The sequence below is a fragment of the Methylosinus sp. PW1 genome, assembly GCF_000745215.1.
Classification (GTDB): Bacteria; Pseudomonadota; Alphaproteobacteria; order Rhizobiales; family Beijerinckiaceae; genus Methylosinus.
Window position 1 is genome coordinate 2,629,678 of sequence record NZ_JQNK01000009.1, and the last position, 14,278, is coordinate 2,643,955.

Annotated in this window: 13 protein-coding genes; 5 read left to right on the forward strand and 8 right to left on the reverse strand. The window is 65.3% G+C overall.

What is annotated here, in order from left to right; all coding sequences use genetic code 11:
- Window positions 1–118: 118 nt before the first annotated feature.
- A complete protein-coding gene (locus K369_RS22085) occupies window positions 119–970 on the reverse strand; it encodes a hypothetical protein (RefSeq protein WP_036294284.1) in 852 nt (283 codons plus the stop codon).
- A 284-nt stretch (window positions 971–1,254) separates the two neighbouring features.
- Between K369_RS22085 and K369_RS22090 the strand changes: the two genes are divergently transcribed.
- A complete protein-coding gene (locus K369_RS22090; RefSeq protein ID WP_036294287.1) occupies window positions 1,255–1,560 on the forward strand; it encodes a hypothetical protein in 306 nt (101 codons plus the stop codon).
- 12 nt (window positions 1,561–1,572) lie between these two features.
- Here K369_RS22090 and K369_RS22095 read toward each other — a convergent pair whose 3' ends face one another.
- Window positions 1,573–1,818, reverse strand: coding sequence for a hypothetical protein (locus K369_RS22095; protein ID WP_018266875.1), 246 nt, complete (start codon window positions 1,816–1,818; stop codon window positions 1,573–1,575).
- Window positions 1,819–2,054: 236 nt separating this feature from the next.
- Between K369_RS22095 and K369_RS22100 the strand changes: the two genes are divergently transcribed.
- The 3 genes from K369_RS22100 to K369_RS22110 all read left to right on the forward strand — a co-directional run bounded on the left by K369_RS22100 (window position 2,055) and on the right by K369_RS22110 (window position 7,071).
- Window positions 2,055–2,531, forward strand: a complete 477-nt coding sequence (locus K369_RS22100) for a MarR family winged helix-turn-helix transcriptional regulator (protein WP_036294291.1) — start codon at window positions 2,055–2,057, stop codon at window positions 2,529–2,531.
- Between the two features lie 77 nt (window positions 2,532–2,608).
- A complete protein-coding gene (locus tag K369_RS22105; protein ID WP_036294293.1) occupies window positions 2,609–5,797 on the forward strand; it encodes an efflux RND transporter permease subunit in 3,189 nt (1,062 codons plus the stop codon).
- Window positions 5,794–7,071: an efflux RND transporter periplasmic adaptor subunit gene (locus K369_RS22110; protein ID WP_036294296.1), complete on the forward strand. Its 1,278-nt coding sequence runs from the start codon at window positions 5,794–5,796 to the stop codon at window positions 7,069–7,071. Before K369_RS22105 ends, K369_RS22110 begins: the two co-directional genes overlap by 4 nt.
- Window positions 7,072–7,077: 6 nt before the next feature.
- Here the strand turns inward: K369_RS22110 and K369_RS22115 are convergent, their stop codons facing one another.
- From K369_RS22115 to K369_RS22140, 6 genes are all read right to left on the reverse strand, one after another.
- Entirely contained in the window at window positions 7,078–7,326 is a 249-nt protein-coding gene (locus tag K369_RS22115; protein WP_018266871.1) for an exodeoxyribonuclease VII small subunit, read from the reverse strand.
- 83 nt (window positions 7,327–7,409) lie between these two features.
- Window positions 7,410–8,762, reverse strand: a complete 1,353-nt coding sequence (locus K369_RS22120) for a cytochrome P450 (protein ID WP_036294299.1) — start codon at window positions 8,760–8,762, stop codon at window positions 7,410–7,412.
- A 22-nt stretch (window positions 8,763–8,784) separates the two neighbouring features.
- Window positions 8,785–10,389 (reverse strand): hypothetical protein, encoded by a 1,605-nt coding sequence (locus K369_RS22125; protein ID WP_036294302.1) that lies wholly within the window; start codon window positions 10,387–10,389, stop codon window positions 8,785–8,787.
- A 9-nt stretch (window positions 10,390–10,398) separates the two neighbouring features.
- A complete protein-coding gene (locus K369_RS22130; RefSeq protein ID WP_051949468.1) occupies window positions 10,399–11,382 on the reverse strand; it encodes a hypothetical protein in 984 nt (327 codons plus the stop codon).
- A gap of 45 nt (window positions 11,383–11,427) precedes the next feature.
- Window positions 11,428–12,093: a hypothetical protein gene (locus K369_RS22135; RefSeq protein WP_036294305.1), complete on the reverse strand. Its 666-nt coding sequence runs from the start codon at window positions 12,091–12,093 to the stop codon at window positions 11,428–11,430.
- A 102-nt stretch (window positions 12,094–12,195) separates the two neighbouring features.
- Window positions 12,196–13,599, reverse strand: coding sequence for a cation diffusion facilitator family transporter (locus K369_RS22140; RefSeq protein ID WP_036294308.1), 1,404 nt, complete (start codon window positions 13,597–13,599; stop codon window positions 12,196–12,198).
- A 170-nt stretch (window positions 13,600–13,769) separates the two neighbouring features.
- On the opposite strand from K369_RS22140, the gene K369_RS22145 reads away from it, so the two are divergent.
- The gene (locus K369_RS22145) at window positions 13,770–14,276 is read left to right on the forward strand and encodes a TlpA disulfide reductase family protein (RefSeq protein WP_036294311.1); all 507 of its coding nucleotides are present in this window, start codon (window positions 13,770–13,772) and stop codon (window positions 14,274–14,276) included.
- The last annotated feature ends 2 nt before the right edge of the window (window positions 14,277–14,278 follow it).

The window sequence follows — 14,278 nt, forward strand, 5'->3', positions numbered from 1 at the left end:
ATCGACAGGATCATAACCAATCACGTCGCCGAGCGATACCGGCGGTCGCGAATGGCGCCTCATGAAAGCTGAAAGCGGTCCGGCGAAAACGCCGAACCGCCCCTAGGTAGGCATTCGCCTAGTGGCGCGCCGCGCGTTTTTTCGCGGCGGGCTTGGCGGGCTCGGCGTCGCTCGCGGGGGCGGCGGCGAGGCAGCCCGGCCCCTCCGTCTTGGGGAAGGAGCGGGCCAGCGCCTTGTTCTCGCCGGCGGGCAGATAATAGATGCGGTCGAGCAGGCAGCCCATGGCGCGGCGGTCGATCGGCTTGGCGCCGGCGCCGCAGGCGATGCCCGCGATCTCCATCGACAGGCTGGCGTTGACGAGGCGCATGGCGAGGCAGCTGCGCTCGCCCGCCGCCGCGGCGGCGACGCCGCCCTCGCGCAGCGACAATTTGATCTCCGCCGCCTCGAAGGCGCCGGCCCGCGTCACCAGCGGCGTCGGCTGGCCGATGCGGACCACGCCGAGGCCGGCCTGGGCGGCGTGGCGCGCGACATCCAGGAAGAAGTCGGAATTGCCGAGCTTCTCGCCGGCGGGCTGCAGAATATCGAGCCGCAGATAGGGCCGGCCCGTGTCGAAGGCGCCGAAGGCGTGCGTCTCCTGGCGCCCGCCCGAGGGGAGCGGCTGATCGAAGGTGATCTTCGGATCCTTGTCGATCTCCGGCGCCTCGAGCCGGAAGGCGGCGACGCGTTCCGCGGGGGCCGCGGGCGCAGAGGCGGACGCATTCGCATAGCGGGGCGCGGGGCTCGCCGTCGGCGCGGCGGCCGGCGCTGTCGCGGCCTCCTGCGACGGCGCGCGGACGAAGGCGAGCGCTGCCAGCAGCACCAGAAGCGCCGCGACGCCCATCGACACTGCGGCGAGATTGCCGAGCGGACGCGCCCTCAGCGGGCCGGAGGCATAGGGGAGGTCGTCACCGCTGGAAGCGGACAAGCTCATGACTCTACTCCAACCGCCCGTCTCGAGCGGGCTTTACACATTACGATCGGGCCGAAAGTCCCGAAAAAGACTTATCTGGCCCCGAACATTGGCGTTAAGCGTAAACATTCCGTTGAACATAGCCGTGTTTTCGCTTTTCGACGCCCCTTGCGCGCGGCCGCGCGCGGGGCGCCCAAGGCCTCGAGCCAAACTTCGGCCAAGAAGCTCCGAAAGAGAGAGGAGGTCAGATACGAAGATCGGCGCGACACCAGGTCGCCCTCACCCTGCAACATCGAGGAAACAGCATGAAGATTCTCGCAACGGCGGCCGTTGTCACCTTGGTCTCATTTCCGGCATTCGCCGAAAAGGTCGCCTTCGGTTGCCAGCTGGTGTCGCAATACAGTGAAGATCAAGTCGGTTATCTTCTGGGCGAGGCGCGCTCGGTCATCGGCGATCAGGAAACCAATCGCATCTATGGCCATTACGTCAGCCTGCGCAGCGCCTGCCAATATGACGGCAACGCCACCCGCGTGGTAAATCTCCCGCCCGCCTTGCGCGATCTTCTCGCCCAGAACGGCGTCGACATCCGCCGTTTCGCGCGGCGCATGTGAGCCGCGGGCGCCTCAGTGACGGCGGCCGCGCTTCTTGGCGGCCGCGGCCCCCTGAATCTGCGCCTTGCAGGCGCGGCTGAGCCCGCCGATATTGGCCTTCAGGCAGCTTTCCACCGCCGCGGCGTCCGGCACATAGCGCTCGCAGAATTTATAGGCGTCGTCCGTGCAGGCCGAGCGCTGGCGGGCCGACCCGCGTTGCGCGGCGTCGGCCGAGGCCGCGCAGATCAGCAAGAATGTGCAAGCCAATAGCAGCCTCATTCCCGTCATCCTCCCTTTGGCTCCGCGCCCGATGGCTCGGAGCGTCTCGGCGCCGAATTGCCATAATTACGATAGGCGCGATGGCGCGCGCGGCAATCGGCTCCTGCCTTCATCCTAAATAGGGCCAAAAAATTCTTCCGTAGGGCGGGGACGGCTCGGGCGGGGCTTGAATTCGTCGCGCCGCACCTATTTAATAAGCACGCTCATCAAAAGCACTGCTATAGAAAGCGCGCCTAATGCCTTCGCCGCCGCCAACGACCTTTTGCTTTCTGCTGCATGACGCGGCGCGGCTGATGCGCAAGCGGTTCGAGCAGAATGCCCGCGAATTGGGCCTGACCCGCGCGCAGACCCAGGCCCTGGCCTATCTGTCGCGCAATGAGGGCGTCAGCCAGTGCGTGCTCGCCGAAATGCTCGATCTCGAGCCCATCACCCTCGGCCGCACGGTCGATCGGCTGCAGGCGATGGGTCTGGTGGAGCGCCGGCCGCACGAGACCGACCGGCGCGTCTGGCTGCTGTTCCTAACCGATGCGGCCTGGCCGCTGGTCGAGGCCATAGCGCCCATCTCCGAGGCGACCCGCAAGGAGGCGCTGGCCGGCGTCAGCGACGAGGACCGCGCGACATTGATGCGCGTGCTGGAGAGGGCGCGCGGCAATCTGATCGAGAAAATGAGCTGCGCGACGAAAAAGCCGAAGTCGCGGAACGCAGTCGGCTGACGACGGTCGAGGGATCGGACGAGGCGAGAGCGAAGCGGACGGCGGCGCCCGCAGCGTGGTGAGAGTGGAAGGCGTCCATGGAACTCGTCAAATATGCGCTCAAGTTTCGGCTGACGTTCTACGTCCTGGCCATTTTGACGATGTTCGTCGGCGGCGCGGCGATCGTGTCGACGCCCAAGGACGTGTTTCCGAACGTCGATATTCCGGTCGTCACCGTCATCTGGACCTATACGGGCCTCTCCACCGCCGAGATGGAGAGCCGCGTCACCACCTACGCCGAGCTCACCACGACGAACAACGTCAATGGCATCCGCAATATGGAGAGCCAGACGCTGCAGGGCGTCGCGGTGATGAAGATCTATTTCCAGCCGGATGTGAACATAGAGCTCGCCCTCGCTCAGGTCGTGTCGGCGATGAACTCCATCCGCGCGCTGATGCCGCCCGGCATCAATCCGCCGACGGTCGTGCGCTACTCGGCCTCGCAGGTTCCGGTCATTCAGCTCGCTCTGTCGAGCCAGAGCATGAACGAGCAGCAGCTCTACGATCTGGGCCTCTATCGCGTGCGTCAGGCGCTGACCACGACGCCCGGCGCGACGCTGCCGACGCCCTGGGGCGGCAAGCAGCGCCAGATCATGGTCGATCTCGACATGGCGACGCTGCAGGCGCGCGGCCTCACGCCGCTCGATGTCGTCAACGCCGTCACCGCCGGCAATCTGGTCGTCCCTTCGGGCCTCGCGAAATTCGGCGATCTGCAATATGTCATGCGTCTCAACTCGACGCCCGACGCGCTGACGACGCTCAATAATATTCCGATCCGCGTCGCCGACGGCGCGCCGCTCTTGATCCGCGACGTGGCGCAGGTGCGCGACGGCAGCCCGCCGCAGCAGAATATCGTGCGCGTCGACGGCTCGCGCGCCGTGCTGCTGACCATATTGAAGAATGGCAACGCCTCGACGCTCAATGTCGTCGAGAATGTGAAGGCCGGCATCGCCAAGCTGCGCGAGGCGATCCCCAAGGACACGAATATCGCCGAATTGTTCGACCAATCGGTTTTCGTCTCCAATGCGATATCGGACGTGCTGCACGAGGGCGTCATCGCCGCGGGCCTCACCGCGCTGATGATCCTGCTGTTCCTCGGCTCCTGGCGCTCGACGCTGATCGTCGTCATCTCCATTCCGCTGTCGATCCTCGCCTCGCTCGCCGCGCTCAGCGCGCTCGGCCATACGATCAACATCATGACGCTCGGCGGCATGGCGCTCGCGGTCGGCATATTGGTGGACGACGCCACTGTCGCCATCGAGAACACCTATCGCCTGTTCGAGGAGGGCAAGGATTTCCGCTATGCGGTGGCGGAGGGCGCCGCCGGCATCGCCAAGCCGGCGCTGATCTCGACGCTGGCCATTTGCGCGGCCTTCGTCTCCGTGCTCTTCCTCACCGACGCCGCGCGCTTTCTCTTCGTGCCGCAGGCGCTGGCCGTCGTCTTCGCCATGCTGGCCTCCTATTTTCTGTCGCGAACGCTGGTTCCCATATTGATGGACCAGCTGCTCATCCATGAGCATCACGCGGAGAGCGAGCGCGAGAGCGACGCGCGCCGCACCGGCTTCGCCGCCATTCTGACGCGCATTCAGCTCGGCTTCGAGCATGGGTTCGAGAAGCTGCGCGGCCAATATGCGCTGCTGCTGGTCGCTGTGCTGCGCCACAAGGGCCGCACGCTCGCCTTCGTCGCCGGCGTCTTCGCCTTCGGCGCCTTTCTGTTCGTCTCGGTCGGCGAGGATTATTATCCGCAGATCGACGCCGGCCAGATGACCTTGCATGTCCGCGGCCGCTCCGGCCTGCGCATAGAGGAGACGGAGCGCCTGTTCCAAAAGGTGGAGGACGTCGTTCGCGAGACGATCCCGCCGCATGATCTCGCTCTGATCCTCGACAATATCGGCCTGCCGCAGATCACCTATAATTACGCTTTCTCCGACGGCACCACGGTCGGCTATAATGACGGGCAGATCATGATCTCGCTCGCGCATGGCCATGCGCCGACGGCGGACTACATGCGCAAGCTGCGCCAGGTCCTGCCGCAGCGCTTTCCGGATTCGATCTTCTATTTCCAGCCGGCCGACATCATCACGCAGATCTTGAACTTCGGCCTTCCCGCGCCGATCGCGCTGCGCATCGTCGGGCGCGACGCGCCGGGCAATAAGATCATCGTGCGCAAGCTGCTGGATCGCGTGAGGCAAGTGCGCGGCGTCGTCGACGCGCATATTCACCAGATTCTCGACGCGCCGGAATTCTTCGTCGACATAGATCGCTGGAAGGGCCAGCAGCTCGGCGTCAGCGTCCAGCAGATCGCCAATAATGTGAATATCTCGCTCTCCTCCTCCTTCCAGGTGACGCCCAATTTCTGGGCCGATCCGGTGACGGGCATTCCCTATCAGGTCGCGGTGCAGACGCCGGAATATCGCATCGCCTCGCTTAACGCCTTCGCCAACACGCCGATCTCCGATCTGACCGGCGCCGGCTCGGCGCAGGTCGATCTGCTGACCAATGTCGCGCAATGGAAGCGCGGCGTGGAGCAGAGCGTCGCCACCCACTCCAACACGCAGCCGACCTATGACGTCTACGCCAATATTCAGGACCGCGATCTCGGCGGCGTCGAGAAGGATTTGCGCAAGGCGATCGCGGAGATCGAGCCGGAGCTCAAGCCCGGCAACTACATCGTCGTCCGCGGTCAGATCGATAGCAAGAATCAGGCTTTCGCGCGCATCGGCCTCGGCCTCGTCGCCTCGATGGTCTTCGTCTATCTGCTGATGGTGGTGAACTTCCAGAGCTGGGGCGATCCTTTCGTCGTCATTCTCGCTCTGCCTATCGCCTTCTGCGGCATCGTCTTCGCGCTCTTCGTCACCGGCACGACCTTCTCCATTCCGTCACTGATGGGCGCCATCATGTCGGTCGGCGTCGCTTCGGCCAATTCCATCCTGCTCGTCACTTTCGCGCGCGAGCATAGAGAGGCGACCGGCGTCTCCGCGGAGGAGGCGGCGATCGAGGCTGGGCTGACGCGAATTCGCCCCGTCATCATGACGGCGACGGCGATGTTCGTCGGCCTTCTTCCCATGTCGCTCGCGCTCGGCGAAGGCGCCGAGCAGAACGCCGCGCTCGCCCGCGCGGTGATGGGCGGCATTGCGTTCGGCACATGCTCGACTCTGCTTTTCGTGCCTTTCCTCTATTCGCTGCTGCGACGTGGAGAGGTGCAGCCTCCGAGGGACTATCTATGACCGAGATGTCGCAGCCGCAGGGACGCGGATTCGCTTCGACCGACGTCGGCGTGCATGAGGCGCCGCCGCCACGCCTGCGCAAGCTCCCCTTCCTTCTTCTTCTCGCGCTTCTCGCGCTCGTGCTGCTCATCGGCCTGCGCCGCCATGCGGCGCAAGAGCATGACGCGCAGGCGTTTCAGCAGGAGCAGGCCAATGCGACGCTCAGCCTGCGCGCCGCGAAGGTGACGAAAATCGCCGGCCCCGTGCATATAGAGCTGCCGGGCCAGACTCTCGCCTGGGAGCAGGCGAGAGTCTTCGCGCGCGCGACGGGCTATATCGCCGAGCGGCGCGTCGATATCGGCAGCAAGGTCAAGCAGGGCGATCTCCTCTTGCGCATCTCCGCGCCCGATCTCGATCAGCAATATGCGCAGGCGGTGGCGCAGCTCGCGCTCAACAAGGCGCAGCTCCTGCAATCCAAGGCGCAGGTCGAGCAGGGCAAGGCCAGTCTCAACCTCGCCAAGCTCACCTACGGCCGCAGCTCGCAGCTCGTGAAAAACAATTACGAGAGCAAGCAGAACAACGATGCCAACGCCGCCAATGTCGAGACGCAGGCCGCCAATCTGCAATCGGCCGAGGCGGGCGTCGAGGTCGCGCAGGCCAATATCGCCGCGGCGCAGGCAAATGTGGATCGGCTGAAGCAGCTCGTCGGCTTCAAGGACGTCACCGCGCCCTTCCGCGGCGTGGTGACCGCGCGCAACATAGAGGTGGGCGATCTCGTCAGCGCCGACGCCAATAGCGGCACGCCGCTCTTCTCCCTGGCGCGCGACGATATTCTGCGCGTGCAAGTGTCGGTGCCGCAATCGGAGGCGGCGGGCCTCGTCGATGGTCTCGAGTCCAAGGTCGAGGCGCCGGAGATGCCCGGCAAGAGCTTCAAGGGGCGCATCGCGCGCAACGCCAATTCGCTCGCCGCCGGCTCGCGCACCCTGCTCACCGAGGTGGATGTGCCCAATCCGACCGGAGAGCTGCGTCCGGGAATGTTCGTGCGCGTCGTGCTCGACATTCCGCGCCCGCGGCCGCTGGTGAATGTTTCCGCGCAGTCCATCCTCTTCGGCGCGGAGGGGCCGCGCGTCGCGGTGATCGGCAAGGACGATGTCGTGCGTCTCGCGAAGATCAACATCACGCGCGATTTCGGCGCCAATGTCGATGTCGATCAGGGATTGACGGGCGACGAGACCGTGGCGATCGATCCGCCCGCCGATATTCGCGACGGGCGCAAGGTGACAATCCGCAAATGAGCGGGATCACTCGACGTCGAGCGGCGCCGTCCCCTTGGGCGCGCCGTCGGCGCCGAGCGTGATCTTCTCTATGCGGGCCTCGGCCTCGCGCAGCAGCGTGTCGCAGCGTTTCTTCAGCGCCTCGCCGCGCTCATAGAGCTTCACCGAATCGTCGAGCGAGACGCTCGCCTTTTCGAGCTTGCCGACGATCTCCTCGAGCTCCTGAATCGCCTTCTCGAAGGGCAGGGCGTCTATATCGGCGTTGGCGTCGGACACTTGGGCTTTTCCTTCGGCGCGGCGGAGCGCATTTCCCTCTCGTCATCGAGAAGGGCGACGGGCGCCGCGCTTCGAGCCGCCCGTCAGTCGCTCTCTACCACGAAATGCTGCGGGAAGGGCGTCGAGGGATCGATTTGGCCCGCAGCGCCGGCCGCGCGGCGCAGATTGGGCCGCGCCAGCACGGGGCGCAGAATGGCCGGGATCACGGCGCGGTTGATATAGGCGCCGAAGCATGTGTGCATGCCATAGCCCCAGAGGATGTAATTGCCCCAGGGACGATCGAGGCGGAACTCGTTCGGCTTGTCGATCTGCAGCGGATCGAACATGGCCGAGAGATTGGAGGCGAGCACCATGGCCCCCTCCGGGATCTTGCGGGCGCGGAAAGTGTTGGCGGCGATCACCGTCGAGCGGTTGGCGCGGCGGTAGATGACCGGATTGACCGGGTTGAAGCGCAGCGCCTCGAAGAGATAGGCGCCGAGCAGCGCCTCGTCGCCGGCCACGGCTGCGGCATGGGCGCCGGCGAGCGCCTCCGGCCGGTCGAGCAATTGGTCCAGCGCCTGCACCGAGGCTTTGGAAATGGTCGGGATAGCGCCGATGACGAGGCCGATGAGATTGTCGCGAATGGCGATGTCGTCGAATTCCGGCGCGCCCTTCTGCAGCTCCAGCGCGCGGCCGAGAACATCGTCCTTCTTCTCGCCGCTCGCCTTGCGCGCGGCAATGGCGGCGTCGATCGCCGCGCGAAGATCGGCCGCGGCCATCAGCGCCTTGGTCTCGATCGCCGGCTCGCCTTTGAGATCGACGAACAGCCACCAGAACAGGCTGGTCGCCCATTGGATGGCGTCGGTCTCGGCCTGGGCGGAGACGCCGAAATAGTCGGAGACGATCGCGGCCGGAACGCGCAGCGTCAGCTCTTGCGGCACGTCGATGCGCTTGGGGAAGGCGCTCGCAAAGGCCTCGGCGCGGGCGCGGGCGAGCGGCGTCACCAGCGCCTCCACATCGTCGCGCCGCATGGCGAGCTTCATCAGCGAGGTGTCGTGCTGATATTGCGCCGTGTTCTGCATGCCGAGGAAGAAATTGGCGCCGCCGGTGATGGCGCGCATCTTCGGCTCATAGACGACGGCGAAATCCTCCTCGCGGTCGAGCACCTCGATCACATCCGCAGCGCGCAGGACGAAGGCCGTGCCATTGTTCTCATAGCTGGTGATCAGCTGCTTGCCGATCACGAAATTGGGCAGCACGGCGCGGAAGATCGCGAATATTTCGATCAGCGAGCTCGGCCGCGTGAGCGCCCCGACCAAACGCTCCTTCAGCGTTCCCTTGCCGGCGACGAGCGCGCGCCCCGTCGTCGCGATCAGCGAGAAAAGGGCGACGACCGCGTCGAGGAGCGTCAGCGCATAGGCGCGCAGCGCGGCGAAGATGTTCTTCAACAAGGTCATCGTCTTTTTCCCGCTGGGGTCCTCAGGTCGGATCGACCGTGCCCATGCCGATCATGCGCAGAGCGGTGAGGCTCGGCACGAAGAAATATTCGCCGCCGCGGGTCTCCACGAATTGCGGCAGACCCTCGGCGATATAAGGCGGCTTGCCAGAGTCCTGCTCCGACGGCACCACGAATTTCGCCTTGGGGCCGTTGCGGGCGTCGCCCTGCGAATGATTGCCGACGATGGGGCAAGTGTCATTGCCCGCATTGGCGTCGAGGCCGTAATGAATCCATTGCTGCTGCACGAATTCGAATTGGCGGGCGAGGCTCGAGCAGACGACCAGCATCACAATGCCGTGATCGCCGTCATCCGTCGCCTCGGGGCCGGAGGAGCCATAGGGCAGGCCGCGGCGCAGGATGCGACGGCGATTATTGAGCACGGAGCCCGCCGCCAGCTTCGGATTCGTCTGCACCCAAGGGTCGAGCGCGTCGCGCGTGTTCACGCGGCGCGTATGCGACGTCATCGGGCATTGCTCGCCGTCGAGGTCCTTGCGATAGGTGAAGTCCACCAGCTCGCGCTCGCGCTCCGGGGAGCCTTCCGGGAATTTCTCGTTGAACTCCTGCCAGGCGTCGAAGTCTTTCGCCTTTATCAGCGGCACGCCGTCCGACCAGCGGCCGGCCATTTTGGCGAGCAGAGTCTCGCGCGCCACATTGACCGCAACGCCGCGGAAGGCGGCGAATTTCTCGGCTTGCGCGTCGATGAACTCGCGCCATGCGGCGACATTCTCATGCAGCTTGCGATAGGCGAGGAATGTGCCGTTGCGGCTGAAGGCGAGCGGCATGGCGGCGCCGGGAATCTCCTGCGCCTCGTCGGGATAGCCGAGCAGGAATTCGCCCGCCGCCAGCGCGCGCCAAGCGCCATTGCCATCGACGGCGCCTTGGCCGATCGCGGCGCTCTGCAGCCTGTCGGCGGGATATTGCCCCTCGAACACGGGATCGCTGATGCCGTCGGAGAAGCCGAAATGCTCCTTGGGAGTCGGCCGTCCCTGCTCGTCGAAGAGCGCCGAAATATCCTGATAGGCCGTCTGCTCCTTGCCGGGCGGATTATGGCCGGCGAGCACGCTCACGCCATTCTCCGCGGCGAGGGCGACGATCGCCTCCGTCGTCGCGTCGAGATCGGCCGCGCTCGCCGTGTAATGCTGGTTGAGCACGATGAGAATATGGACCGCGGCCTCCGGCGGCTTGCCCTTGTTCTGCCAGACGGTGTCCCATTTCTCTTGCCAATGGTCGCCGCTGAAATCATCGCCCAGCATGCGCGCGCGGGCGGCCATGCCGTCGATGAACTCGTCCGGCAGGCCGCGCAGCGTGCGCGTCGGCACGCCGAGCGTGAGCAGGCCGTAGAAGGTGAAGGCGATATTGACGGCGATCGCCGGCGGCTGAACCGCATCGCCGACGCTCGCGCCCGCAAGCGCCGTGGTGACGCGCGGCAGCAGCCTGGTCACGAAATGACGGCCATTGGCGGCGCGGCTCGTCTTCGAGTCGCCGCCGATGTTCAGCAGAATTGTGCGGCCTTTGAAATAGCCCTGCTTGGGATAGGCTTCGAGAATATTGCCCTGAATATCCGCGAGGTCGAGAACGACTGACATTTTCCGCCCCTAGATTCCGATTGCGCCCGGCTTTTGCGTCGGTCCTTCGACATCGCCCGGCTTGTTGGCGTCGATGAAAGCTTTGAAAGCGTCATAGAGGCGCTGCGCCGAAGCCGCATCCGTCCCGGCGGCGTCGACTTGATTGTCGATGGCGAAGCGCGTGAGCTCGCGACGCAGATAGAGCGCCTTCAGCACATCCGGCAAAGTGGAATCGGGCGCGGCGGGGAAGGGCTTCTTGCCGAAGTCGAGAATGTAGAGATAGATGGCGAGGCCCGCGACGCCGACGCCGGCGGCGATCGCGAGCAGCGCGCCGATGAAGCCGTGCAGGAAATGCGGCAGCAGCCAGAAATAGACCAGCGCCGCGGCGATTGCGAAAATTACCAGCCCTCCGAGGCCCACCGTCTTCAGCGACACGTTCGGCAGCTTGTCCGCCGGCACGCCATGCGCCCAATAATCATGGAAGGGCATGGTCGTCTCGATCTGGCAGTCGGCGACATATTTGGCGAAGCTCGCCGCATCGCGCACGCGCGCCTCGAAGCCGAGACAATATTTGAAGACTTTTCGCAGCTCGCCTTCCGACTGCGTCCACAGATCGCGAAGATAGGCGTCGCGCTCGGCGTCCGAGCCCGTCTTGGAGTCGAAATCGGCGGAGAAGAACAGGAAGGGACAAGAGAGGTGATCTTGCGGCTGCGCGATCACCGGATTGAGCAGGTCCTTGTATTTCTGGTCGATCGGCAGCTCGGGGCTGGCCGCGACCAGCAGCGTGTTGGGCTGCTCGCGACCATTGTAGTCCACGTCGTCGATGACGACGAGACGCGCGAAATGATTGGTCGTGTTGGTGGCGAAAGGGCTCCGCTCGCCGCGCGGCAGCAGCGACAAATGCTTGCGCAGAGCGTGCACGGGCGAAGTGGGGACGCCATCCTCGACGATCGTCGCCGTGCTGACGGGAATGAGCGTCGTGAGGAAATAGGCTCCGCTATCGAAGGTCGGCATGACGGCCTCTTTGAAAACGTGAATTCTGTCTTGCGGACGGATGCGTCAGCGGGCGCTCGTCGCCAGCTCGCCGGCGAAGTGCAGATAGTCCTCGCGATTGATCTCGGCGTTTTCCGTATCATTGCTGGCGACCGGCGCGCGACCTTCATAGCCGAGGTCGTTCTGCACCGTGCTGAGATAGCGGACGAAGAGCGCGCGGAACTGTTCCGGCGTCGAGCCCTGCAGATTCGCCTCGAGCTTCAGCAGCGCCTCGCGCACGCGCAGGGCCGCCGTCACGTCGCGCTGCGCGGCGCCGGGAACGGAATTGTAATAGTAGTTGGTGTCGATCTGATTGGCGCGAATGTAATTCTTGAACGGCGTGATCGGCACGGAATGCGGATATTTCGTGCTCGTGTACCAGAGCAGATCGAGGCCATTGGGCAGGCCGTCGGCGAAGGCGTCGATATATTGGTCCCAGGTGCCGTTGAAATTGCTGCAGAACAGCAGATAGTCATTGGCGAGCTGCTGCTTTCCCTGGCCGAGATCGGGCCATTGGTCGCGCTTGATGATGGCCCAGCGCGCGAAATGGATGAAACGCAGTCCGAGCAAGCCGCCGAGCGAGGAGGGAATCGACCGCGAGATCATGAAGCTGAAGCGATTGAACCATGTCCGCCAGGGTTTCATCGGCGTAATGACATTCATTCCATAGGCTTTGCCCGTGACGTTCGACATGATCGCGGCCTCGAAAAAACTATTCCATTATTCCGCGCTACGGATAGCTGCATTCTGCTCAAAAGACAATATGGACACTGCGCGCCGCGCGCTCCGGCGCGCTCAGGAATGGTCGTTTATTTCCGCATGTCCCGCAATTCGAAGGATGTTCGGAAATTCGCCGCGCACCGCCCGCTCCACCTCGTCGACGGCGGCGTGCGTGGCGTCGACGGAGAGATTCGGATCGACGCAGCAATGATAATTGACGACGAGGCCTTCCGCCGTCTCGCGCGCGCGAACGTCGTGGACATTCATCACCTTTCCGCCCCGCGCGGCGTGACGCGCGAGCGCGTCGGCGATGGCGCGGCGCGTCTGCGGCTCGGCGTCCTGGCCGGCGAGCAGCTGCGGCTCGGAAGGCTCTATATGCGTGTCGATCTCGATCGCCTCGCCGAACTCCTCGCGGATCGCCTGCTCGAGGTCCGAGGCGATCTGATGCGCGCGGCCATGCGACATGCCGCCGTCGAGCTCGAGATCAAGCGTGATGGAGAGGCGCTCGCCCACCGTCTGCGCGATGATGTGATGCACCTGTATGCGGCGCCGGGCGGCGACCAGCAGAATGCGCTCCAGCACGGTCTCGTCGTCGAGCGCGATCGGGCGCGTGGCGAGGGTGATCTGCGCGCCGGGAATCGCTTCAATGATGGCGGCGTTGGCGTCCTCCTTTATGCGGGCGGCGCGCTCCAGCGGCAGCGTCCGCGCGACGCCGATGACGGCCTCGCCCATCACCTTGGGGCCGGCGGTGCGCAGGCGCAGGCTCTCCACCGCTATGACGCCGGGGGTCGCGCGCAGAATGTCTTGTATCTGCGGCACCAGCTCCTGCGGCGCGGCGTCGAGCAGCGTCGCCACTGTGCGGCGCCCGAGCCTGTAGCCGGCGATGGCGATGAAGACCGCGACGCCGAAAGCGGCGAGCGCATCGCCCTGCGCAAAGCCGGCGCGCGTGGCCGCGAGGCCGACGATGACCAGCGCCGAGGAGACGAGATCGCTGGTGAAATGCAGCGCATCGGCGGCCAGCGCGTCGCTCTGCGTCTCCTCGGCGACGGCGCCGAGCCGCCGCGCGCGCGTGAAATCGACGACGATGGAGAGAATCAGCACGGCGAAGACCGGCCAGCCGGCGTCGATTTCGACATCCTTGTCGCCGAGCCGCTGCGCCGCCTGGCCGGCGACGACCAGCGCGAGGCCGAAGAGCAGGCCGGTCTCGATCAGCGCGGCGAGCGATTCGACCTTGCCATGGCCATAATGATGCTTCTCGTCCGCCGGCTTCTCCGCCTGGCGCACGGCGACATAGGTCAGCACTGTGGCGGCGACGTCGGCGGCCGAATGGCCGGCCTCCGAGATCAGCGCCAGCGAGCCGGAGGCGAGGCCCGCCGCGAGCTTGGCGACCGTCAGCACGGCGCTGGCGGCGATGGAAGCCTTGGCGGCCGCGGTCTTGCGCGCGGCCGCGTCGGTCGAGATGTCGGCTGTGTCGGACATGGGCGGATCGGTTGGTCGGCGCGCCGCCGCGCCGCGGATCCCAGACTTAACAACACAATGCGACAGGCGCAAATCTTCCGGCCCCTTTTCCGCCCGCCGGGCGCCGCTCGCCTCCACGCCGGATTTCCGCTAAGGGTAATAAGGAGGGGCGCAAGAAGGAGACGTGGAAGATGCGGCAGAGGATGAGAAATGCGCTATTGGCCGCCGCCGGCCTCGCCGCCTGCGCCCTGGCGCAATTCGCATGGCCGCAAGCCGCGGAGGCGCAGGAGGTGGCGCCCTACGCGCGCGGCTCTTTCGAGGCCATCCGCAAGGCGCACGCCGGCCGTCCCCTCATCGTGCATTTCTGGTCCGTGACCTGCGTCATCTGCGTCTCGGAGCTCGCCGAATGGGGCAAGCTCGCCCGCGAGACGCCGGGCGTCGATTTCGTCTTCGTCAACGCCGATCCCGAGAGCGACCGTCGCCGCGCCTTGGCCCGCATGGAGAAGGCGGGGCTGAAGCAGGCGGTCAATTTCGCTTTCGCCGATCGTTTCGTCGAACGGCTCTATTTCGAGGTCGACAATCATTGGCAGGGCGAGCTGCCCTTCACCGCGCTCATCGCCCCGAATGGCTCCCTGGTGACGGAGATCGGCGCGCTGACCGATATGAAGCTCGCGAGCTGGATCGACGGCAAGCGCTGAGG